Raw genomic sequence first — 23710 nt, 5'->3', positions numbered from 1 at the left:
GTGGTTCTTATAAAGTTTAGTATATTATGATTAAAGGTACGCTTGTTATTGTTCCTGTTTATAACGAGGAAAAATTTTTGACTTGTTTCTTAAATTCTATTGTTTCGCAAACCATTTTACCACTATCTGTAATACTCGTTGATGATAATTCCACTGACAATTCTGCAGCTATAATCAAGGGATTTGAAACAAAATATACATTTATCAAGTACGTTTATAATGCTTCTGGAGTCGGTAAGGTTCAAGGGAAGAAGGTTATTCATGCATTTAACTATGGTTTGTCTTTTGTAGATTTGTCTAAGTATTCTATAATATCAAAAATTGATGCTGATCTAGAACTTCCTTGTAATTACTTTGAAATGGTTTTGGATTGTTTTAGTTCTGATAGTACTATAGGAATTGTAGGAGGTCGTATCATTGAATTTCATGGTGAACAATGGGTAAGTACTAACCAAGCTAATTATCACATTCGAGGTGCTTTAAAATCTTATAGAGTCTCATGTTTTCAAGATATTGGCGGATTAATGCCTGTTTTGGGTTGGGATGGTTTGGATGAAATGAAAGCAATGTACTTAGGTTGGGGCACAAAAATAGTTGAACTTGATGTAAAACATTTTAGGCCTGCAGCTTCTGATTACAATTCTCTTGATTTAGCATATAATGTAGGACGCTCCAATTATCTTAATGGCGGTAATTTGTTTTTGGCTTTTGTTCGGTCTTTTATCAAATCAGTGCGATCTAATAATTTGTTATTGGGGTACACTTTTTTTAAAGGATATTTTTCAGAATACTCTAAATCATCTCCTAAATACGTTGACGATCAACTTGCTTCCTTTATTAATAAATTCCATTTAAAAAGAATATTTAAGTTTTAGCATGAAAATTTTCATAGATATAGGCCATCCTGGTCATGTTCATTATTTTAAGAATTTTTATTTTATCATGATAAATAATGGCCATGATTTTCTAATTACAGCTAGAGATAAGCCAATTATTTGTGAATTGCTTGAAACTTATGGGATACCTTATCTGAATAGAGGTCGAGGAAAGGACTCCAAGTTTGGGAAACTATTATATATGCTTCAAGCTGATGTTTTTTTGATTAAGAAATTTTTAAATTTTAAGCCTGATATTTCTATTAGTTTTAGTTCTCCATATGCCGCTCAAACTTCTTTTTTATTTAATGTCCCTCATATTGCCTTAAATGATACAGAACATACTGATAAGGTTCACTCAAGATTTACTTATCCATTTTCTAAGGCTATAATAACGCCACAGTCTTACCAGAATAATTTGGGGGCTAAGCATATTCGATTCAATAATGTAGTAGAGTCTTTATATCTGCATCCTACTAAATTTAGTCCTAATCAAGATATCTATACATTTTTGGGTATTGAATCAACTCAACATTTTGCGATTGTAAGATTTGTGTCTTGGAACGCTTTTCATGATGTTGGGCAGGGTGGATTTACACTTGTCCAAAAAAGAGAAATTGTTAGATATTTATCTTCAAAGATGCGCGTTTTCATAAGTTCCGAAGGTACGCTTGACGAAGAATTTTCAGAATTTCAAATATCAATACCTCCAGATAAAATGCATGATGCTCTTTCTTTCGCTTCCCTTTTCGTAGGTGAGTCTGGAACTATGGCTTCAGAATCTTCGCTATTGGGGACACCTGCTATTTATGTAAATTCTTTACCTTTGATGTGTTACCTTAAGTTAGAAAAAGAAAATGATTTGCTTTATCATTTTACTGATGGCGATAATGTACTTGAATTTTTAACTGGAATTTCTGACTTTCCTATGTTTAAGTTATCTTGTACTAATAAATTGAAACATATGGTTTCAGATTTTGTGAATCCTACTGATTTTTTGATTTGGTTTGTAGCTAATTACCCTAAATCTTTTGATATTTTGAAAGCTGATCCTGATTACCAATATAATATTTCTTAAATTCTATGATAGATTCCATCAATAGTAATATGACCGAACGAGATACATTGGTTTTTGACAAAGCTGGTAAAGCAGTATTAGACCTTTGCTCGGAATACTTTGATTTGGATGATCCTAAAGTAACTGTCCTTTCCACGGGCAATTATTTTAATTTGGAAGTTTTGCCTCATTCGGACTATCAGGGTATTTTAAATCTTTCTAGATTGAATGATTCTAGAAGAGTCAATAAATTTTTAGAAGTTCTAAATAGAAGGCTTGTTTTCGAAGGTGTTTTTATTGGCTGTGTACAGACTTATGCCAATAGGAGGAAGAGGTTGATTTCTAAATATGTGTTCCCATTAAATTATTGTGTTTATTATGTAGATACCTTTTTTCATAGGATTTTACCTAAGCTGAAATTGACTCAACGATTATATTTTTACTTAACCAAAGGGAAGGGGAGGATGCTTTCTAGAGCCGAAATGTTTGGCAGGTTGTACTCTTGTGGGTTTGAGATTTTAAAACAAGTTGAAGCAAACAACAAATTGTATTTTGTCGCTAAAAAGATTTCTGAGCCCTCGTTTGATTTGCATCCGACCTATGGCCCATTGATTAAATTGAAAAGGATAGGTAAAAATGGTGAGATTTTTAAGGTTTATAAACTTCGAACCATGTATCCCTATGCTGAATATTTACAAGATTATGTTTATAAAAACAATGAGTTAGATGAGGGAGGAAAGTTTAAAGATGATTTCCGTGTGTCTCCTTTAGGAAAATTTTTGCGTAAATTTTGGATTGATGAACTTCCAATGTTTTGGAATTTGATAAAAGGAGATATGAAACTTATAGGTGTCCGCCCTTTAAGTAAGCATTATTTCAGTTTGTATACTCCAGAAGTGCAAGAAATGAGAACGAGGGTGAAGCCGGGTTTGGTACCACCTTTTTATGCCGATATGCCCAAGACACTTGATGATATAATTTTGTCAGAAAAAAAATATCTTGAATTATATGAGAAAGCTCCTTTTTCAACTGATGTAAACTATTTCTTTAAGATTTTTTCAAATATTTTGGTTAAAGGGGCTAGAAGCAAATAACTATAAAATATAGGCAATTTTTATATTAGAATAAATACTAAAGGAGTTTTCTCCTTTTGTCCCAAGTCCATCCAATCCATTATCTACTGGAAGCCAATTTTTGTTTTTAGATAAGATGGTTTTTAAATTCCCACTTACCAATAGGTTCCCTTTCACTACTTCAGCGAATACACCAGCTGATAAATCCACCCAAGGCAATAAATTAAAGTTTGCATATTTTGCATTTGTATAGAAATTCTGATCTCTCGCTAGCCTTTCTAACGTAATTCCCGTACTGTTAAAACTATTGGCTTTTCTGATTTCAAGAATTAGGTGATTTCCACTTTGTCCAGGTCCAGCTCCAAGTATTTGTCCTTTTTGCGTTAATCCTTGCTTTACCTGACCGTTATAATATACTCCCACTCCTTGCCCTCCCTCTCTAACAATATTATTTAGTGGCGCTTGTGTATGAGTATACTCACTTCTCACAAAAATGTATTTATTGTGCTCAATTTTAAAGCCCTTATTAAAGCCCAAAATATAGGCACTTGAATGTTCGGAATTGAGGAATAAATCACGCCAGTTGAGTGGATGATCATTCCTTAAAAACTCAAAATAGAACTCTGCATTTGCTTTTTTTACTACCCATCGTGCAAAGACTGCCACATGCTGATCTTGTCTTAATTTGATGTTTTCGATTACTCCAGTTCCTTCCTTTGGTAAGGGAGCAAATATTGGGAACCAAGCCTTAAAGTTGTCTTCCATGTCTTTTCGATAAACTTGGAATGTTCTACTGAAACCTATACTTAATCCTTCTGTCCATTTCGGATTATAGCTTATCGAAATGCCTGTAAAATACCTCCAAGAAATCTCCCTCTTTATCTTTAGAATGTCTACATATGCGCTGTCACTATAATATGGGCCACCATAAGCATCAAGTTTTCCCATGAAATATTGACCTTCAAAACTCCCTATAAAGGTTTTTGCGGGTTTTGTAGTCTTTAGTGTGAAGTGTAAAAAGCCTTCAGCATTATCACTCAATAGTAAGGAATTGAATTGTCCAGGTCCCCAAGAAATGTTTTCTGTTGAAATTCCAGTAGCAAACGAACCGAAATTGTATTGAATATGTGAATTACCTGGAAGAACTTCTGTTCTGTTTTTTCCAACGAATCTCACTGGTTTCTCAGTTCCTCCTTCATCTCTTTTCATGATTTGAAAATATTGAATCGGAGCATTTTTAGGATATTCTTCAAATTCTAAATTTTGAGCCCAGTGAAATTGAGGGTAAAGTTGCACACTTAAGTTCCCCCAATTCATGGATACACCTGCAGAAAGAAGTGTCTGTAATCCTCTTGCAGGAATTATAGCCCCATTCCCCCAGCCATAGGGGTTACTAGAATTGTAAACAGTATTGAGCTGTAATGGTAATAATGCCATCTTAAAGGCCTTATTTTTAGAGTACAATCTTGGTGTTTTCTCTTCGAAACCATTTACTGTATCAAGAAGAAATGAATTGGTGAATGCGGGAAATGCCTTTTCTACTAGGATTGGTTTATAATTGAAAGAGAAATTTGAATTCAAATTATCCATCACTTGCTCTCGTCTGAGGTAGTCATTAAGTATAGGAAATCCGAGTGGAATATTCTGTGCAAAGCCTGTACCTGTGGTACATAAAAATGTTAGAAATAATAAAAGTCTCCTGTTCATTTTGTGATTTTCTTCATTTAATCGTTTCAAAGTTAAGACCTGTTTTGATGAATTTTGTAATTATTGGTTTTAAATTTGCCTGTTACTAAAATAGTGAAAGGTTGCTAATTAGTTTTTATTAATCTGAAAAGGTTTTTTAAAAGAGATATTACTACTATCACAGATAATGGCATTTTAGTTGTAGCGATATTTGCTTTATCTTCGTTAAGATTTTGAACTACACCAACTAACTCCATGTCATTTGTTTTTGCTTTTTTGTCTTCTTTAGTCATTGGGATACTTTTCTTTCCAGTATTAATCAGTGTTTTCCGTAGATACCAAATTTCTGATGTTCCAGGAGGAAGAAAAATCCATCAAGAAAAAATACCCTCAATGGGCGGTATTGGTTTTTTTATTGCAACATCCGTTTCTTTGGCAATTTGGGGTTGGGAATTCCCAAGAGTTGAAACTCCCTACATATTAGGAGCGATTTCTATTATGTTTTTTGTTGGCCTGAGAGATGATATTGTTGAATTAAGTGCCACAAAAAAGATTTTAGGACAGCTAATTGCCGTTGTCTTGGTAGTCGTAGTTGCTGATATTCGTATCAAAGGGTTCCATGGGTTTTTAGGAATAGGGGAGTTCAATCTCTTGGTTAGTTACCTATTTAGCTCTTTTACGCTGTTGGCACTCACTAATGCGTTTAACTTGATAGATGGGCTAGATGGTTTGGCTGGGACTATTGCTGCGATGGTATTTGCTTTATTAGGCATCTGGTTTTATTTTCAAGGTCTTAACAGCTATGCAATTCTAAGTATCGCATTCTTAGGAAGTATTTTGGCTTTTTTAGTTTTTAATTGGCATCCCGCAAAAATTTTTATGGGTGACACAGGTTCACTAACTCTGGGGTTTACCATGGGAACTTTGATAATAGCCTTTATGGAGTATAATGTTGCTTTACCTTCAGGAAATAACTGGAAATTTGAACCTGCATTTTCAGCTGGAGTGGCATTAATGATGTTTCCTCTTTACGATATGGCAAGAGTATTTGTGAGAAGGATATCCCAAGGGAAAGGTCCTATGACTCCAGATAAATCCCATGTGCATCATTTTCTAATGAGAATGGGTTTGAAGCATAACCATGTAGCATTACTCTTGGGCTCCCTTCAGTTAGGGATTATTATATTGGTGTTTTTCATGAAGGATTTTTCTGATAACATTGTCCTTCCAATTATTGTGGCCATTTCCATGGTTTTGGGCTATAGGCTTGATCAGGTAACTGTCCATTACTTGAAGAAAAAAGTTGCACTTCAGCCTAAGGTTCTTGAGGTAAGACCGGTACGAGTTAAACAAAAATCAAAAATCAAGTTGGACAAAATAGAGTTCAAAGATTCCAAAGTGAATTTGAATTAATTACGATATATAGCTTGCTAAGCATTGTGATCTAAGGATCTTCTAGAAATAGGAGATCTTTTTTTTTCGTCATCACAAGCAAAGCGCGATGTTCTGGATAGCTTTGGTTAGCGCAAGTCTCCTGACTTGTGCTTTGGAAAATGCATTCTCCTGACTGCCTTCTCATTTCCAAATTCAAGATTCAAGATTCAGTATTCGAAATTCGATATTAAAATTGTACTGATTTGTGCACTTATATTATTGCCTTTTCCTACCAACCGGCATCTAGACATCCTCCTGCACGTACTCTCATTTTGCAAAAACTTTCTTGGCAGGAGACAATAGCCGGAAATTCGATTTTACCAGGCATTCCATCATTCGTACCTCATGAATCCATACCCGGCTACAAACCAGACGAGCCGCTGGCTCGAGCCATGTTCTACCTACGGCAAGCAAGCCTGTTTCCCGAAAGGATCGTCTACCAACGGCAGGTTATTACCAAATAGCTAAATACATAGTTTTCAATCTACCGCATAGATAGTTTGTATTTTAACATTGTTTTCACCTTCATTATTAAATATTTAACATTCGAAATTCGATATTAAAATTGAACTGATTTGTGCACTCATATTATTGCCTTTCCCCTTAATACTGTCAGGTACTCCTCGGCATAACGAATAAGCTTTCTAATAATATCTTGGCCGAGAGAAATTGCCTTTATATTTATCTGCCATGGGTTTCGCAAGCTTCACCCATGGCTAGTATTATTGCATACCTTCGGCATGCCTTTGCCAGATAGCCGGACACATAGTTTTCAAGTACAAACTCTGGTTAGCGCAAGTCTCTTGACTTGTGCTTTGGAAAATTCAGTCTCTTGACTGCCTTCCCATTCCCCAATTCAAGATTCAACATTCGGCATTCGAAATTCGATATTAAAATTGTACTGATTTGTGCACTTATAATATTTCCTTTTCCTACCAACCGGCATCTAGACATCCTCCTGCACGTACTCTCATTTTCCAAAGACTTTCTTGGCAGGAGACAATAGCCGGAAATTCGATTTTACCAGGCATTCCATCATTCGTACCTCATGATGCCATACCCGGCTACAAACGAGACGAGCCGCTGGCTCGAGCTAAGACCTTCCAAAAGCAGGAAATTTAATATATACTGTCAGGTACTCCTCGGCATAACGAATGAGCTTTCTAATAATATCTTGGCCGAGAGAAATTACCTTTATATTTATCTGCCATAGGTTTCGCAAGCTTCACCCATGGCTAGTATTATTGCATACCTTCGGCATGCCTTTGCCAGATAGCCGGACACATAGTTTTCAAGTACAAACTCTGGTTAGCGCAAGTCTCTTGACTTGTGCTTTGGAAAATGCATTCTCCTGACTGCCTTCTCATTTCCAAATTCAAGATTCAACATTCGAAATTCGATATTAAAATTGTACTGATTTGTGCACTTATAATATTTCCTTTTCCTACCAACCGGCATCTCGGTATCCTCCTGCACGTACTCTCATTTTCCAAAGACTTTCTTGGCAGGAGACAATAGCCGGAAATTCGATTTTACCAGGCATTCCATCATTCGTACCTCATGATTCCATACCCGGTTACAAACCAGACGAGCCGCTGGCTCGAGCTAAGGCTCACCAAAAGCCGGAAATTTTGTATATACTGTCTGGTACTCCTCGGCACAACACATGAGCTTTTTAATAATATCTTGGCCGAGGGAAATTGCCTTTATATTTATCTGGTATGGGTTTCGAAAGCTTCACGCATGGCTATCCTCAGAGCCTACCATTAAAATAAAACCAATAACCAACAACCAACCCCCAAAAAATACTCGCATTTCACATTTTCAATTCCTTCATTTTAAAGTCATTATCGACTAATTCCTTATCTTTATCAAGATGCCATCCTTGATTTTAACATGAAATACATTTTTACTTCAATCTTTATTCTTATGTCACTTACTGCCTTTGCACAACTGCAACCCATAAAATCAGGAGTATTCAAATGGGATGATATTGAAGTGAAAACAAATGGAGATCGGCAGTCTAGGGCGATTTTGAAGGGTGCGTCTACTCATTTAGCTTATTTTTCTATCCATGCAACGACTCAGGATGTTGGAGCAAAACCTAGTAAAGCGCATGCAAATGAAGATATGGAAGAGCTTGTGATAGTCAAGGAGGGAGAAATGAAAGTCACTATAGAAGGGAAGAGCGCTATACTGGGTGCCAATGGCGTTTTTTCTTTGATGCCTCAACAGATGCATTCTTTAGAAAATGTAGGTGATACTCCACTAACCTATTATGTGATTCGATATCAATCCAAGACGCCAATGAATATAGATAGAGGCATTGGTTCTGGAGGTTCTTTGGTCATAAATGCTGATTCACTAAACTACAAACCAACAACTGTGGGAGGAGTTCGCTCTTATTTCGATAGACCCACAGCGATGTGTGAACGACTCGAAATGCATGTGACTACCTTGGATAGAAAAGTGGCGAGTCACGAACCTCATTCCCATATCGAAACTGAGATTATTCTGATGATTTCTGGCGAAACAGTTCAGCTGATAGATGGTATAGAGTATACCGCTAAGGCAGGAGATTTTTATTTCATGGAATCAGAATCGATTCATGGGATAAGAAATGCAAGCGATCAGCCGACGACCTATTTTGCATTTAAATGGAAATGAGTTTTTAACCTTATGAAAGCCTAGCTTGATTATTAGCCTCATCGATCTATACTTAAAAAAATAATGTGATTACTCGCAATGATGCCACTCGTCTTAGATTCTTTGCATCTGGTCGGAAGACCTAACGATAGCTACCTTAGGTTTGATTTTGTATTTAGCTCTAAAAATTAACTGTGTCGCATTAAGCTAGCTTTTCTTATGTAAAATATATCCTAGGCTATCACATTCGCTTTTTGATTTTCAAGGATCTTGACCATCTTAGTTTTTATATTCATCAATAAACCTCCCATGCTGAAGAAAATAATTCCCATCACTACATTTTTACTGAGTTCATTTTATGCTTTTGCCCAAGCTCCCGAACAACCGAATATCGTTTTTATCCTGGTAGACGATTTGGGTTATCATGATTTGAGTGTGACAGGTAGTGCCTATTATGAGACTCCTCATATAGATCAACTGGCTAATCAATCCTACCAATTTTCTCAGGGCTATTCTGCTTCCCCAGTCTGTAGTCCAGCAAGAGCTAGTCTGATGACTGGCTTAACACCGGCTGTTCATGGGGTGACGGACTGGATAGGAGCGGCATATGGAGAGAACTGGAGAAAAGCAGGTCGACACAATAAGCTATTGCCTCCAAATTACGAGCATGCCCTGAAAGCTTCTTATGTGACTCTTCCGGAAGCTTTGAGAGACGCCGGTTATGATACCTTTTTCGCAGGAAAGTGGCATCTTGGCGGAGAGGGATCTTTCCCCGAAGATCATGGTTTTAATATCAATAAAGGAGGGTATTCAGCTGGTAGTCCGATGGGGGGATATTTTGCTCCATACGATAATCCAAAATTAAATCAAGGCCCAGATGGTGAAAATCTAAGTATGCGATTAGCCAATGAAACGGCAGCATTCATTGAAGGAAATCATCAAAAGCCATTCTTTGCGATGCTGTCTTTTTACGCAGTACATGGACCTATTCAGACGACTGAGGAGAAATGGGCGAGATACAGAGAGAAAGCTGAGAAGATGGGAATTGCTGATCATGGCTTTGAAATGGAACGCAGACTTCCTATTAGGCAGATTCAGGACAATCCAGTATATGCTGGTCTAGTGGAAGCGATGGATGATGCGGTAGGTAAAGTATTGGAGACCTTGAAAAAGCAGGGTTTGGAAGAAAATACAATTGTGGTATTCACTTCAGATCATGGAGGAGTAGCTTCTGGAGATGCTTATTCTACATCTAATTTGCCGCTCAGGGGTGGTAAAGGATATCAGTGGGAGGGAGGACTTAGAGTTCCTTATTTTATCAAGGTTCCAGGTCAAAAGGAATTAATTACCATGGAAGTGCCTGCAAGTGGTATAGATTTTTATCCTACACTTTTGGAATTGGCAGGAGTTGCTATGCCTGAAGGTGTAAATATTGAAGGTCTAAGTTTGGCTCCAGCTATGCAGAAAAAGAAGTTAGCAAAACGTTCCCTTTATTGGCATTATCCGCACTATGGCAATCAAGGTGGAGATCCTAGTTCTATTGTTCGTGATGGTGACTGGAAATTGATTTACTACTGGGAGGAAAAGCATGTCGAACTTTATAATCTTAAGAAAGATCCAAGCGAGCAAAGAAATCTAGCACAGGAAAATCCTAAGGAGGCCACCAGGCTGAGCGATAAACTTGTAAACTGGCTAGCAGAAACTAATGCCAATAGACCTACCGCAGACCCTGAGTACAGTGAAGCTCTTCATCAAGAAGTATTGGAGAAATTCAAAACAGTGAGAAGACAGGCGGTGGAAGATTCCCGCAAACAGATGCTTACTCCAGATTGGCAGCCTAATGCAGACTGGTGGGGTTCCAAGCTTACTAAGGATTGATAGGTTGTAAGAGATGTAATTTAGTAATTGGGAAAATGGGTTAGCACAGACGTGAAAGTTAAAGTGCTGGCTATGTAAAGTATAACTAGGGTAAATCTGAAACTGTGAAGAAGTACATTATAATGGGGGTTCTGCTAATAGCAGGAATAAGGGGCTCATTTGGCCAAATCAATAGTCCATTACCTACACAGCCGAATGTGGTTCTGATAAACGTAGATGACTTGGGATGGGCGGATTTGGGGTTTATGGGTTCAACTTTTTATGAGACGCCCAATTTGGACCAGCTCAGTACCGAAAGTAAGGTTTTCATGCATGCCTATGCTGCAGCTTCCAATTGTGCTCCTAGTCGCGCTACTATGCTCACTGGCCGCTATCCTATGAGCCATGGGATTTATACGGTAGATCCAGCTGATCGTGGCAATCCAAAAACGAGACAGTTGATGGCGTCACCAAATGCTAAGTCTATTCCAGCAAATATTTATACCCTCGGACAGTTTTTTCAAGACAATGGCTATAGAACTGGAGTATTTGGTAAATGGCATGTTTCCGATGATCCACTTGATTATGGTTTTGATGTAAATGTTGGAGGAAATCACAGAGGAAATCCAGGAAAGGATGGTTATTTCAGTCCATACAATGTCAATGTGGAAGCTGAAACTGCAGGGGAATACCTTACTGATCGCCTGACAAATGAGGCGATAAGCTTTGTGAAGGATAACAAAGACCAGCGGTTTTTCCTCTATCTACCCTTTTACACAGTTCATTCACCTTTGCAAGGAAAGCCTGAGCTAGTAGAAAAATATAAGAATAAGAAAGGTAGTGAAGGGCAGCACAATCCTGTCTATGCAGCGATGATCGAAAGTATGGATCAGAATGTAGGAAGATTGCTAACCACCTTAGATAAACTCCAACTTTCTGATAATACACTAATAGTATTCACTTCTGACAATGGCGGTATTCGTGCTACGAGTTACCAGGATCCGCTTAGAGCAGGGAAAGGAAGCTACTATGAAGGAGGAATTAGAGTCCCCTTACTTATCAAATGGGGAAATCAGATAAGTCCAGGGATTGAGGACACGCCGGTATCTCAGCTGGATTTCTTTCCGACATTTAAAGCATTGATTTCGCCAAAGGCTGAATTGGATTTGGATGGGGATAGTATCTTAGCCTTGTTAGTTGACGATAAGCTAAAGCAAAGGGACTTGTTCTGGCATTTCCCGATATACCTAGAAGCGTATAATCCCAAAGAAGATGGATCTCGTGATCCGCTTTTTCGTACCCGTCCGGGATCAGTTATCCTTTCGGGGCAATGGAAACTTCATCAGTATTTTGAAGATGGGGGGCTGGAATTATATGATCTTCAAACTGATCCTTCGGAAACTAATAATCTAGCTTTAAGCAATCCTAAAAAGACTCAGGAGCTTCTTGAGAAACTGGAAAAATGGAGAACAGATTTTGGAGCACCTATCCCTACCATTAAAAACCCTGCTTATGATGCTGCATTTGAAAAGGAAGCTAAGGAGAAAGTAAGTGAGTTGTGACTAAAAGGGAGAATGTAAAAAGTGATAAGTATAAGGGGCTCAGGAGCAAAAAAAAGCCATCTAATTTCGATGGCTTTTTTCGTTGATGGGATGTTTAGATTACCGATTCGAAGTATGAGATGGTTTTCACCAAACCTTCCCTCAGGTTTACTGTAGGCTCCCAATCCAATTCTTTTTTTGCAAGATCGATCACAGGTTTTCTTTGCATCGGGTCATCCTGAGGCAAAGGCATAAAAATCATTTTACTTTTACTGTTTGTCAATTCTATGATTTGCTGAGCTAAGTCCAGCATGGTGAATTCGCCAGGATTTCCGATGTTTACTGGGCCGGTAAATCCATCACGGCTATTCATAAGTCTGTACATGCCTTCGATATTGTCATCCACATAGCAGAAAGATCGAGTTTGCATTCCATCTCCATACATGGTGATATCTTGGCCTTTGAGTGCCTGCACAATAAAATTACTGACTACTCGGCCATCATTTGGATGCATTCTAGGACCATAGGTGTTGAATATTCGCATTACCTTGATCGCTACCTTATGCTGACGATGGTAATCGAAGAAGAGTGTTTCTGCACATCTCTTTCCTTCATCGTAGCAAGCTCTCGGTCCGAGCGTATTTACACTTCCTTTGTATGATTCTGGCTGTGGATGCACTTCAGGATCTCCGTAAATCTCCGAAGTACTGGCTTGAAGAACTTTGATTTTCAATCGTTTTGCCAAGCCCAACATATTCATAGCTCCGATCACAGAGGTTTTGGTAGTCTGAACCGGGTCAAACTGGTAGTGAACAGGGGAGGCAGGACAAGCCAGATTGTAAATTTCATCTACTTCCACAAAAAGTGGATGAGTAATATCATGTCGGAGTAACTCGAAGTTCTTATTATCTAGAAGATGATGTATGTTTTTCCGGTTTCCCGTAAAAAAATTATCAACACAGAGCACTTCATTACCTTCTTTGAGAAGGCGGTCACAAAGATGGCTGCCTAGAAATCCGCCGCCACCGCTTACTAAAATTCGTTTCATTAGATATATAGAAAAAGTTTAAAAACAATTGTAGTCAAAAATAGTAAATAGTTTTTCAAAAAAAAGAAAATGGATACATGCTTATTCCAGTTGCTTGATCACTTTAGCAGGATTTCCTCCAATGACCAGGTCTGAAGGAAAACTTTTAGTCACTACAGCACCTGCAGCTACTACAGTTCTGTCTCCTATAGTTACACCAGGACATATTACAGCCGATCCGCCGATCCATACATCATCTCCTATACTGATAGGCTTACCATATTCCCACATTTCCCCTCTGGTTTTGTGATCAAGTGGATGTGTCGCTGCATAAAATTGGACATTCGGTGCGACCATTACCCGATTTCCCAAAGTCACCTTGCAAATATCCAGGACTACACAATTGAAGTTGAAGAATACATCATCTCCAACTTCAATGTTTGATCCGTAGTCACAGTGAAAAGGAGGCTCTACCCAGAAGTTTTTGCCAGCTTTTCCGAAAATTTGCCTCATTAATGAGACCCTCAGCTCAGTGTCTTCAGGATCTGAATCATTAAAAACTTTTACTAATTTTCGAACTTTCAAACGCTCTTCCACCAAATCCGGATCCCCGGCTTGGTAAAGCTCGCCTGCTAGCATTTTCTCCTTTTCTGTCATTTATTCTGACTATATAGTAAAGCTGCTTCCACACCTCTTATTTCCGCAAGACCTTTTAACCTTCCGATAGCAGAGTAGCCAGGGTTAGTTTTTTTGTTCAAATCATCCAACATCAAATGACCATGATCTGGACGCATTGGCAGACTTTTGCCTCGCTTCTGCTGTACCTGAATGAGTTCATCGATCACAGCTACCATCGGGACATTTCCTTCCAAGTGGTTGTCTTCAAAGAAATTTCCTGCCTCATCTCTTTTGGTGCTGCGCAAATGGATAAAGTGGATATTATCTCCAAATTCTCTAACCATAGCTGGAAGATCATTGTCTGCTCTCACCCCAAAAGAACCAGTACAGAATGTTAAGCCGTTGGAAGGGCTAGGTTGGTCTCTTAGAATTCTTCTTGCATCTTCTGCAGTACTCATGATTCTAGGTAGGCCAAAAAGTGAAAAAGGAGGGTCATCTGGGTGGATTGCTACGCAAACTCCATTTTCTTCAGCTACAGGTACAATGGCATCCAAAAATAATCTGAGATGATCGGCAAGCTTGGCGGCATCAATTCCGTCATAAGTTGCTAGCATGGATTTGAATTCTTCCAAGGTATAGCCGATCTCCGAACCTGGAAGTCCTTTCAGCATATTGTCAAAAATCATTTGACGTTTGGCTGGACTGAGAGCCTTGTAGTAAGTCTTTACTTCCGCATATTCTTCAGCTGAGTATTCAGCTTTTGCTTCTTCTCGTTCTAGGATAAAAAGGTCAAATGCTTGAACAGCTTTTTTCTCATACAAAAGAGCTTTTACGCCATTTGGCAACTCATACTCAAGGTCGGTTCTAGTCCAATCTAGAATCGGCATAAAGTTGTAGCAAACCGTAAAAATGCCTTCTGCAGCAAGGTTACGTATGGTTTCTTTATAATTTTCGATTACCTGGACGTAATCTCCAGACCGTGTTTTGATCACTTCATGAACGGGAACGGATTCTACTACGGACCAGGTCAAGCCCGCCGCTTCGATGATGTTTTTACGTTTTTTTATTTCTTCTCTAGACCATGTTTCACCGTTTGGAATATGATGAAGTGCTGTTACGATTCCGCTTGCTCCAGACTGGAGAATATCTCGTAAGCTAACTGGATCATTTGGTCCATACCAGCGCATGGTTTGTTCCATTTTATAAGTCATAGTACTACGAATTTGAGATTTTGAAATTTGAGATTCTTAAACACCTGAATATGCGCCAAAACCACCATCTACAGCGACGATAGTGCCTGTAACGAACGCAGAGGCATCTGCACATAACCAATGCAAGGTGCCAAGTAAATCCTCCGGCTTGCCAAATCTATCCATAGGAGTATGTTTGATAATCTGGTTTCCTCTGCCAGTTAAGCTTCCGTCTGCCTCGGTGAGTAATGCTCTGTTCTGTTCCGTTAAGAAAAATCCCGGAGCAAGGGCATTTACTCTGTAGCCAGCACCATGTTTTGTGCATAGTTCTACCGACAAAAACTTGGTGAGATTGTCTATTGCTGCTTTGGCAGAAGCGTAGCCTAGAACTCGAGTCATCGGTCTTGATGCTGCCATTGAACTGATATTAATAATGTTTCCCTTACCATTCTTTAGCATGAGTGGGAAAAGAACCTGTGAGGGGATGGCTGTACCGAGATAATTGAGATCCATTACTTTGCGTAAGGAATCTAATTCTAGATCTTTCAGTGTTTTGTCTGGTGTGATAACTGCACCGGGCATATTTCCACCAGCAGCATTGATCAGAATATCAATATAACCATGCTCATTTTCTATTTCTGCATAGGCTCCTTGGATGCTAGCTTCATCAGTGACATCACAGATATAGCCAAATGCTTTTCCTCCTGTGTCTTTAATTTCCTTTACAAGATCAGCAACTTTCGCTGGATTTCGACCTAGAATCAAAACTTCTGCACCTTCTTTGGCGAGGTACAAACTCATGGATTGCCCCAATACTCCGGTGGCACCGGAAAAGGCTATTTTTTTCCCTTCGAGAGAGAATAGTGAACTACTCATAATTATACCTGAATGTTTTTTGGACTAAAGTCAAAATATTGTTTTGCGTTATTGTAGCAGATATCAGAAATAATACCTCCTAACCATTTTTCATCCCAAGGCAATTCTCCGTTAGCTACATCCTTTGCAAAAAGATTGCAAAGAATTCTCCTGAAATACTCGTGTCGAGGAAAAGAGAGAAAGCTGCGGGAATCGGTAAGCATGCCTATGAAGCAGCTGATTAGGCCCATATTGGAAAGTGTGTTGATTTGCTTTTCCATTCCATCTTTCTGATCCAGATACCACCAGCCAGAGCCGAATTGTATTTTTCCCTTGATGGAGCCATCGTTATAGTTTCCGATCATGGTAGCAAAAACCTCATTGTCACGTGGATTGAGGTTGTATATAATGGTTTTGCAGAGCTGATCATCTGAATTTAATTCATTGAAAAAGCCTGCCATAGCTGTCGACTGATCAAAATCACCAATTGAATCATAGCCGGTATCAGGGCCTAGTATTCTTAGCGAACGCTCATTTGTGTTTCTCAAAGCTCCCAAATGGAATTGCTGTACCCATCCTTTGGCATGGTACATTTTGCATAGTGCAAGGAGCGTCGTGTATTTGAAGAAATCAATCTCTTCTTTGGATAGCTCATGGCCAGAGGTTACTTGCTTAAATAGCTGGTCTATAGAGTATGCTTCTTTTTTGAAGAAATACAATTGCTCAAGTCCATGATCAGCGAGCCTACCACCACGTAGGTGGAAGTAATCGATTCTTTTGCTCATGGCCTCCAACAATTTATCATAGGAGGTGATTTCAAATCCCGTAGATGCTGCTAAGTTCGTGATATAGGCATTATAAGAGGTAGGGTTTTCTACTGCAAATGATTTATCAGGACGAAAAGCAGGATACATACCAAGGGAACTATCCTTTTTGTGAAAGGATACATGCTGGTCTAGTGAATCTATAGGATCATCAGTAGAGCATACAACTTCGACTTTCATCTGCTTGAGCAGACCTTGAGTAGAGTGTGTGTCTTGCTGGAGGAGTGAGTTGCAATGTTGATAAATCTCTGAAGCGTTGCTTTCAGACAGTAATTCATCCACTCCAAAATATCGTTTCAGCTCCAGATGAGACCAGTGATAAAGAGGATTTCTAAGTGTATTTGGCAAAGTCTTCGCCCAGGAATGGAATTTCGCTTCATCTGAAGCATCACCTGTTATGAACTTTTCATTGATGCCGAAGGTTCGCATCGCTCTCCATTTGTAATGATCACCAGCAAGCCAACTTTTGGAGATGTTGTCAAACTTTTTGTCTGCATTGATTTCAGCAGGCGGCAAGTGATTATGATAATCTATGATTGGCAAATCCTTAGCATACTGATGATAAAGCGTTTTGGCAAAATCATTTTGCAATAAAAAATCATCCGATAAAAAGGATGCTTTATTAGTTGAATAGGGCATGGGTTAAATGGGCTAAAATGGTAAATCTCATATGTAGACTTAAAAATACCCCGAAACTACTGTAATTAGGTAAGAAAATGCGGAATCGATTTCGAAATATTGCATTTGGTATAGCCCTTATTCAAGCAATATTTGTACTTTCAACATCTTAACAATAACCCAATCACCATGGCCGGAGGTATTAGTCTAAAAGAATTGGCCGCAGAATTAAAACTTGCGCCATCCACTGTTTCTAGAGCATTGAATGACAGCTATGAAATAAGTGAAGCAACTAAGAAAAAAGTGATAAGTATGGCTGAAAAGCTAAACTATCACGCAAACCCTTTTGCGAGGAGTTTGAGAGAGAATAAAAGTAAAACCATTGCCGTAATTATTCCTGAGCGGATAAATAGCTTTTTTGCTCAAGTCGTAGATGGAATAGAAGAGATCGCACAAGAACAAGGTTACCATCTTCTGATTTACAACACGCATGAGGATTTAGAGCGTGAGCAAAAAATTGTGAATTTGCTTCTCAATGGTAGGGCAGATGCCATTGCAATGTCGGTTACTAGTCAAACTAGTGATGTTTCACATTTGCAGAAATTGCATGATCGTGGTCTTCCTGTGATATTTTTTGATAGAATCAGGTCTGAAATCCCTACCACTAAATTTATTACTAATGACTATGAATCTGCTTTTGAGGCAACAAAACATCTAATCCAACAAGGCTGTAAAAACATTACACTGCTTACGCTGGGTAAAGATTTGTCGATAAGCAAAGAAAGACAACGCGGATATAATGATGCTATCAAAAGTGAGGGGTGGGAATTGGATCCGTCTATGACTCTATATTGTAGTCACGAAGAAGAGCGTAATGTTGAATTAATAGAGGAATTGCTGCTTTCTTCCAACAGACCAGATGGTATTTTAGCTTCTGTGGAGAAATTGGCATTTGCCACCTATCTTGCTGTTAAGAGGACTAAATTGAGGATACCCTCAGATCTTAAGTTGATAAGTTTTTCCAATACCTCAATAGCAGGAATACTGAATCCATCGCTTACTACGATCACTCAGCCAGCCATGTCTATAGGGAATGAATGTGCCAATTTACTGATCAAGAAATTGACTAAACCAAAACAATATGAGCTAATTGACCAGGTGATTACCATCCCTTCAAAGCTTACCATCCGAGAATCAACTTTGGTAGAATAATACTAACTAAAACCCTTGCATAATGCTACTGCGATCTCGTAGTAGCATTTTTTTTACCCGAGAGACTTTACCTTCAGAGCGTTAATGAAATCTGATAATTCTTAAAGTCATCTAAAAAAAAAGGAGGCCAGTTGATTAAACTGGCCTCCAATACTTGTATTTCCTTTAGGTAGAGTAGTGAATATAACGCACTAGCTAGATAAAGGAATTGAAAACATAATTATCCTTCTTCTTGTTCGATATCAGTAAGAGGTGGGATGTTGTTTTCAGAACCGTAGTAACCTTCATTTTGATTAAGGTGACCTTTGGTGTTTGAATTAATTGCGTTTTGTGGAATTGGCCACAGCACGTGGTAAGGACTCAAGGTATAGGTATCACCGTGTCTGGTAAATACACCCTTGTTGTAGTAATCTGTTACTTCCATAATTCTATCATAAAAGAAATTGTTTTGAGAGAAGTCTGCCTCACTATAGGACTTGCCATTGTAAGCCGTTTTGCCAGTCATCGCAAATATTCTTGCCATTCTTGTCAACTCAGTTTTTCTAGGCTCTTCATAGTATAGTTCTCTAGCTCTTTCGTCCAATACCGTACCGATATTGATATCGCCAGCATCATAAGGAGCAGCTCCTGCTCTAGTTCTTACCGCATTAATATCTGCGGCAGCCCCAGCTAGATCACCCATCCAGACTTTTGCTTCAGCTCTTAATAGGTAAGATTCCGCTAATCTGAAAATATACCAGTCTGTATTTCCACCTTGAGGTTGTGTTCTTTTAGGATCTGGAACAAACAACTTGTAATGAGGCCAAGAGAACCAGCTTCTGATAGTATCCACTACTAATACCACATCATCCTCATTTCTGAATTCAAGATTTTTACCGTAGTATTCATCTTCTCCTTCAATGCCAGGATTGTTGTATACAAGATCTGTCATATTCATCCAGTTACCCGGCGCATGTCTTAAGTCGTTTTCGTCATCCCAAATCATACTTTGATGATACCAGGTTCCTCTTAATCTACCAATACCTCTCCCGATTTGCTCTACTTGAGGTATAGGTCGATTTGCTACATCTGAAGTTCCCTTATTTCCGGCAGGAGTGTTGATGTTAGATCCCCAGAAAGGAACAGCATTTCTCATCGTGATAATACCTCCAGAACTTCCGTCAGTATCGATTCTATCCATTACAAGAAGAATAGATTCAGTATTGGTTACGGTAGATTTGTTCTCGGGTCTATGCAGATCCCATACTACGTTCTTCGTCTCATCCGCTGCATCTACTCCAAATCTCCCAGTCATTAAAGCGTACTGACCACCATCGATTAGTCTATTTGCTACATCAATTGCATCTTGAAATTCTCCTAGTGCTAGGTTGATTTTGATCAACAGGTGTTGAAGAGCACCCTTAGGAACTCTCCCTCTATCCATTACTTCTGGAATCCATTCCTCTCCCCACTCAAGATCTTCCTTCATCTTTTTGAGGATTACTGTTCGCTCAGTAGAGTAGAAGTCAAGCTTAGGTTCGGTAATTTCCTCTAAAATCAAAGGGATATCTCCAAATTGCTGAGTTAATCTATAGTAACGTAGCGATCTGTGGAAATATGCTGTAGCTAATAGATGGTTTCTTTCTGCTTCAGATTCATAATTCTGTGGTTCATCTATTCTAGATACTACCGTATTGGCATACTTCACACCCTTATAACCCTCATACCAGTACCATCCGATTCGGTTAGTATTTACAGAGTTAAGGTTGGCATCTGGAGTAATGAGCAGATTCATATCCTGTGCAGGTCCAGATTTATCCGTAGTACCTTCAATTGCTACTTCAGAGAAAATATGTTCCGTAAGGATAGGGGAGCCATCACCAGTATATTCATGGCGCATGTTTCTTTCACAGGCAACCAGGGCTGCCCATAAACCACTTGCTTCATTATAGGTGTTCTCAGGAGAGTAGAAAGATAGGGGCTTTGGCTCCAACCAATCTTCATTACAACCTGAAGTAACTGCTATAATCAATCCTGTCAAAAGGATTTTTATTGAGTTTGTTTTACTTCTTATATTCATTTTAATGTTTTTTTAGGCTTACAATGTAACATCAATTCCAAGCGAGAAATATCTTGGGATAGGTCCTGAGTTTTCTGGATCCCAGAAGTCCCACTGTGGCGCATAGTATCCTACATTTCTAATACTTCCGTACACACGAAGATTTGTGATCTTAGCCTTTTCTATCAATTGCTTAGGGAAATTATAACCCATAGAAATATTTTCTAGACGGATAAAGGACTTTTTGCGGTAAATGCTATAACCACCGGCACTACCTTCACTTGAGTTTAGTCTCGCCCATTCATTGTTTGGATTATCTTCGGTCCAATATGGAGTCACATAAGAGCTAGTTCTATCCAAGAATCCATCTCTGTTTTTCATTTGGTTGAAAGAGCCATCATGTCCCCAGTAGGAATAAAGCATGAAAGAGAAGTCTATGTTTTTGAACATCGTAAACTCATTTCTCAAGCTCCAACGGAATCTAGGTTCTGTATATCCTTGGAATTGTCTGTCAGCATTGGTGTATTTACCATCTCCATCAACATCTTCAACTTTGAAATCACCTGGTTTCACGCCATAACTATCGGCTAAATCAGCTTCATCAGATTGATAAATTCCTAAGGTTTTATAATTCCAAATCTGGTCGATAGCATGACCAATGAACCAGCCGTTGCTTGGGTCATCTAGTTCCACACCATTTTCGTCCAAATCACCATACAGGCTTACAATTTCATTTCTGTTCAATTGGAAATTGGCAGTCGTTCTCCAAACGAAGTTACTTCTTTCAAAATTTGTTGAATTCAAGGTTAGTTCGAAACCCTTGTTATCTACCTGTCCTAGGTTATCCCAAACATAGTTGAAACCTAGGAAATCCGGTAAGCTTCTCTGTACAAGCAAATCTCTAGTGGACATTTTGTACATCTCAAGTGTACCAGTCAATCTTGTTTTGAGTATAGAGAAGTCAATACCTAAGTTGAAGGATTCTGTTCTTTCCCATTGCAGATTATCATTTTGCATTCTATTTACATAGAGCTGATTTACAAGGTAAAGTTCCCCACTTGGTCTTTCGTAGAAATACTTACCTGTATTCAAATCAGAAAGTGCTACATACCTACCGATATCTCTGTTACCGTTACTTCCCCATGAAAATCTCATTTTACCGAAGTCTAGCCAATCAATATTGATGAAATTTTCATCTGAGAAAACCCATCCAACTGCAGCTGAATAGAAAAGTGCTCTAGGATTACTCTGACCAAAGGCAGAATAACCATCCCGTCTAACTGATAGGGTAGTAGAGTATTTTCCATCATAAGAGTAGATTAAACGCCCCATCAGAGCATCACCTGTACTATATTCGTCGTTACTGGAAATAAGTGGGTTGATACCACCACCAATGTTATGATAGCCAAGACGATCATGAGGTTCAAAACCATTGTTGGTCATCGTATTATCCCATGACTGGAATTTCTCAGCATTTACCAAGAAAGTAGCATTGAAGTCATGCTTCTCAGCAAAAGTCTTCTGCCAAGTCAGGATATTATCAATTTGCCAGTAGTATTCTTTCCGCTGTCTTCTAGAAGCAATTCCTCCAGATGCTCCCCATACTTCGTGCTCTGCAGATTGATGGTTGAAGTATTCGTAATACTCAAATCTAGGCGTGAAGTTGGTTCTGAAATTGAAACCAAATGGAAGCTTAACTGCTGCAAAGAAGGTAGAGTTGATATTGACATCTCTGTCAACTCTATCGATATAGGTTCTGTCATAAAATGGATGTGTTCCTCCACTTTGCTCATCATTTGGTCTCCACCTGTAAGTGCCATCCTCATTGTATTCTGATCCCCATGGAGATAGAGTTCTGTAAAGTCCCCAGCTAACTGGCACGTTACTCTCATCTTGTGTTGCAAATTGAACGTTCATTCCTACTGACAGCCACTTATTAACTTTGCCTTCAAGATTGACTCTGGTACGAATTGTTTCATATTCATCACCGATTATGATGCCTTCATTATTCATATATCCGACAGACCAGTAATAATTGATGTTTTCAGTTCTACCAGAAAGACTTACAGTATAATCTTGTCGGAAACCAGTCTGGAAAATTTTATCTCTCCAGTCAACAGAATTTCCAGCTTTGTAATTTTCAATTTCTACAGGCTGCATGTTTAACCTTTGTAGCCAAACTGTAGTAGGGTCACCGGAAGATCCATCGTATGCCATCCAATCTTCCAATGAAATATCACTTGGTAGAGTGCTTGGGTCAGAGAATTCATAAGGCTGGTATCCACCAGCATTGATACTTTTGAAAACGTCTTCTCTCCAGCTTATAAACTCGTCAGGTCCATATACATCAGGGAAAGTAGCAGTGGTGGCAAGGCCAGCATTTGCATTGAATTTGATAGTTGGCTTTCCAATTGTACCTTTTTTGGTAGTGATCAAGATTACACCATTAGCAGCCTTTGCTCCAAAAACTGCCGCAGCACTTGCATCCTTAAGGACTTCTAAGTTTTCAATATCATTAGGATTGATATCAGCTAATTCACCATAGTAGATAGCCCCGTCCAAAACCAATAGAGGAGAATTTCCCGCATTTAAGGAAGTCTGCCCTCTAATTTGAAGTGATCCACCACCTTTGGCAGAAGTACTTAGACCTACATTCAGTCCAGCTGCATTTCCTCTTAGGATATCCTGTACCGAATTTGGGTTTTCATTTTCGAGCTTGCTTGGGTTGACAGATGATACTGCACCAGTCACATCTCGTTTCTTGGCAGAACCATAGCCAATCACCACCACCTCTTCCAAATCGGAAGTGTTAGGGTTCATTCTCAAATCTATTACTGACTGATTTCCAATAGCCATTTCGATTGGATCATACCCAATAAATGAAAATACTAACACGCCATCACGTGTAGCATTAATGCTGTATTTTCCATCGAGATCAGTAGTTGTACCTGTTGTTGTGCCTTTTAATAGAACCGTGACTCCAGGCAGAGCCATGTCTGTTTCATCTAAAACAGTTCCAGTGATTTGTACTTCTTGTGCCTGCGCCATGGTGACGCTTATACACAAGGAAAATACAATCAACCAGAGGTTTTGGTAAAATTTGTACCGCATAAGTAGGGGGTTAATTGTTAATGAATAAGTTTGCTTAGCTGTTAATTA

The 23710-nt window shown here is 38.8% G+C and carries 17 protein-coding genes; 8 read left to right on the top strand and 9 right to left on the bottom strand.

The annotated features are described in order from the left end of the window. Positions 1–26: 26 nt before the first annotated feature. From LV85_RS07585 to LV85_RS07575, 3 genes are read left to right on the top strand one after another with little or no spacing between them, the layout of a single operon-like run. Positions 27–875: a glycosyltransferase family 2 protein gene (locus LV85_RS07585; protein WP_111317821.1), complete on the top strand. Its 849-nt coding sequence runs from the start codon at positions 27–29 to the stop codon at positions 873–875. Position 876: 1 nt separating this feature from the next. Further along, the gene (locus LV85_RS07580) at positions 877–1953 is read left to right on the top strand and encodes a DUF354 domain-containing protein (protein ID WP_111317818.1); all 1077 of its coding nucleotides are present in this window, start codon (positions 877–879) and stop codon (positions 1951–1953) included. A gap of 5 nt (positions 1954–1958) precedes the next feature. Next, positions 1959–3026, top strand: a complete 1068-nt coding sequence (locus LV85_RS07575) for a sugar transferase (RefSeq protein WP_111317815.1) — start codon at positions 1959–1961, stop codon at positions 3024–3026. On the opposite strand, the gene LV85_RS07570 is transcribed toward LV85_RS07575, so the two are convergent. Both LV85_RS07570 and LV85_RS22235 read right to left on the bottom strand, forming a co-directional pair. Further along, a complete protein-coding gene (locus LV85_RS07570; protein WP_111317812.1) occupies positions 3027–4712 on the bottom strand; it encodes a capsule assembly Wzi family protein in 1686 nt (561 codons plus the stop codon). A gap of 104 nt (positions 4713–4816) precedes the next feature. Further along, on the bottom strand, positions 4817–4984 hold the full coding sequence (locus LV85_RS22235; protein WP_211318393.1) for a hypothetical protein: 168 nt from the start codon (positions 4982–4984) through the stop codon (positions 4817–4819). 100 nt (positions 4985–5084) lie between these two features. Here LV85_RS22235 and LV85_RS07565 point away from each other — a divergent pair, with 100 nt between their 5' ends. The 4 genes from LV85_RS07565 to LV85_RS07550 all read left to right on the top strand — a co-directional run bounded on the left by LV85_RS07565 (position 5085) and on the right by LV85_RS07550 (position 12190). Beyond that, positions 5085–6104 carry an MraY family glycosyltransferase gene (locus LV85_RS07565; RefSeq protein ID WP_245942204.1) on the top strand — a complete coding sequence of 340 codons (1020 nt, stop codon included), beginning with the start codon at positions 5085–5087 and terminating at the stop codon, positions 6102–6104. A gap of 1950 nt (positions 6105–8054) precedes the next feature. Next, positions 8055–8792 carry a cupin domain-containing protein gene (locus tag LV85_RS07560; RefSeq protein WP_158531155.1) on the top strand — a complete coding sequence of 246 codons (738 nt, stop codon included), beginning with the start codon at positions 8055–8057 and terminating at the stop codon, positions 8790–8792. A 288-nt stretch (positions 8793–9080) separates the two neighbouring features. Then, on the top strand, positions 9081–10649 hold the full coding sequence (locus tag LV85_RS07555; RefSeq protein ID WP_111317804.1) for a sulfatase: 1569 nt from the start codon (positions 9081–9083) through the stop codon (positions 10647–10649). 104 nt (positions 10650–10753) lie between these two features. Next, complete coding sequence (locus LV85_RS07550) at positions 10754–12190, top strand: sulfatase (protein ID WP_245942202.1); 1437 nt, start codon at positions 10754–10756, stop codon at positions 12188–12190. A gap of 94 nt (positions 12191–12284) precedes the next feature. Here LV85_RS07550 and LV85_RS07545 read toward each other — a convergent pair whose 3' ends face one another. The 5 genes from LV85_RS07545 to uxaC form a co-directional block, all read right to left on the bottom strand. Further along, complete coding sequence (locus LV85_RS07545) at positions 12285–13217, bottom strand: UDP-glucuronic acid decarboxylase family protein (protein ID WP_111317799.1); 933 nt, start codon at positions 13215–13217, stop codon at positions 12285–12287. Between the two features lie 81 nt (positions 13218–13298). Beyond that, entirely contained in the window at positions 13299–13853 is a 555-nt protein-coding gene (locus LV85_RS07540; protein WP_111317796.1) for a sugar O-acetyltransferase, read from the bottom strand. Continuing rightward, complete coding sequence (gene uxuA / locus LV85_RS07535) at positions 13850–15025, bottom strand: mannonate dehydratase (protein WP_111317793.1); 1176 nt, start codon at positions 15023–15025, stop codon at positions 13850–13852. The genes LV85_RS07540 and uxuA overlap by 4 nt, the downstream gene beginning before the upstream one ends. Positions 15026–15061: 36 nt before the next feature. Then, positions 15062–15880, bottom strand: a complete 819-nt coding sequence (locus tag LV85_RS07530; protein ID WP_111317791.1) for an SDR family oxidoreductase — start codon at positions 15878–15880, stop codon at positions 15062–15064. 2 nt (positions 15881–15882) lie between these two features. Continuing rightward, complete coding sequence (uxaC, locus tag LV85_RS07525) at positions 15883–17322, bottom strand: glucuronate isomerase (RefSeq protein ID WP_111317788.1); 1440 nt, start codon at positions 17320–17322, stop codon at positions 15883–15885. Between the two features lie 168 nt (positions 17323–17490). Between uxaC and LV85_RS07520 the strand changes: the two genes are divergently transcribed. Beyond that, positions 17491–18513, top strand: coding sequence for a LacI family DNA-binding transcriptional regulator (locus tag LV85_RS07520; RefSeq protein WP_111317785.1), 1023 nt, complete (start codon positions 17491–17493; stop codon positions 18511–18513). Positions 18514–18733: 220 nt separating this feature from the next. Here LV85_RS07520 and LV85_RS07515 read toward each other — a convergent pair whose 3' ends face one another. Together LV85_RS07515 and LV85_RS07510 are read right to left on the bottom strand one after the other, a co-directional pair. After that, positions 18734–20572, bottom strand: coding sequence for a RagB/SusD family nutrient uptake outer membrane protein (locus LV85_RS07515; RefSeq protein ID WP_111317782.1), 1839 nt, complete (start codon positions 20570–20572; stop codon positions 18734–18736). Positions 20573–20590: 18 nt separating this feature from the next. Continuing rightward, a complete protein-coding gene (locus tag LV85_RS07510) occupies positions 20591–23662 on the bottom strand; it encodes a SusC/RagA family TonB-linked outer membrane protein (protein ID WP_111317779.1) in 3072 nt (1023 codons plus the stop codon). Positions 23663–23710 lie beyond the last annotated feature (48 nt).

The organism is Algoriphagus chordae (genome assembly GCF_003254055.1).
GTDB lineage: Bacteria > Bacteroidota > Bacteroidia > Cytophagales > Cyclobacteriaceae > Algoriphagus > Algoriphagus chordae.
This window is presented reverse-complemented; position numbering and strand designations above follow the sequence as displayed.

Excerpts from the sequence above, each read along its gene's own strand:
- LV85_RS07585 (WP_111317821.1), top strand. The coding sequence starts at position 27 with ATGATTAAAGGTACGCTTGTTATTGTTCCTGTTTATAACGAGGAAAAA.
- LV85_RS07580 (WP_111317818.1), top strand. The coding sequence starts at position 877 with ATGAAAATTTTCATAGATATAGGCCATCCTGGTCATGTTCATTATTTT.
- LV85_RS07575 (WP_111317815.1), top strand. The coding sequence starts at position 1,959 with ATGATAGATTCCATCAATAGTAATATGACCGAACGAGATACATTGGTT.
- LV85_RS07570 (WP_111317812.1), bottom strand. The coding sequence starts at position 4,712 with ATGAACAGGAGACTTTTATTATTTCTAACATTTTTATGTACCACAGGT.
- LV85_RS22235 (WP_211318393.1), bottom strand. The coding sequence starts at position 4,984 with ATGACTAAAGAAGACAAAAAAGCAAAAACAAATGACATGGAGTTAGTT.
- LV85_RS07565 (WP_245942204.1), top strand. The coding sequence starts at position 5,085 with ATGGGCGGTATTGGTTTTTTTATTGCAACATCCGTTTCTTTGGCAATT.
- LV85_RS07560 (WP_158531155.1), top strand. The coding sequence starts at position 8,055 with ATGTCACTTACTGCCTTTGCACAACTGCAACCCATAAAATCAGGAGTA.
- LV85_RS07555 (WP_111317804.1), top strand. The coding sequence starts at position 9,081 with ATGCTGAAGAAAATAATTCCCATCACTACATTTTTACTGAGTTCATTT.
- LV85_RS07545 (WP_111317799.1), bottom strand. The coding sequence starts at position 13,217 with ATGAAACGAATTTTAGTAAGCGGTGGCGGCGGATTTCTAGGCAGCCAT.
- LV85_RS07540 (WP_111317796.1), bottom strand. The coding sequence starts at position 13,853 with ATGACAGAAAAGGAGAAAATGCTAGCAGGCGAGCTTTACCAAGCCGGG.
- uxuA (WP_111317793.1), bottom strand. The coding sequence starts at position 15,025 with ATGACTTATAAAATGGAACAAACCATGCGCTGGTATGGACCAAATGAT.
- LV85_RS07530 (WP_111317791.1), bottom strand. The coding sequence starts at position 15,880 with ATGAGTAGTTCACTATTCTCTCTCGAAGGGAAAAAAATAGCCTTTTCC.
- uxaC (WP_111317788.1), bottom strand. The coding sequence starts at position 17,322 with ATGCCCTATTCAACTAATAAAGCATCCTTTTTATCGGATGATTTTTTA.
- LV85_RS07520 (WP_111317785.1), top strand. The coding sequence starts at position 17,491 with ATGGCCGGAGGTATTAGTCTAAAAGAATTGGCCGCAGAATTAAAACTT.
- LV85_RS07515 (WP_111317782.1), bottom strand. The coding sequence starts at position 20,572 with ATGAATATAAGAAGTAAAACAAACTCAATAAAAATCCTTTTGACAGGA.
- LV85_RS07510 (WP_111317779.1), bottom strand. The coding sequence starts at position 23,662 with ATGCGGTACAAATTTTACCAAAACCTCTGGTTGATTGTATTTTCCTTG.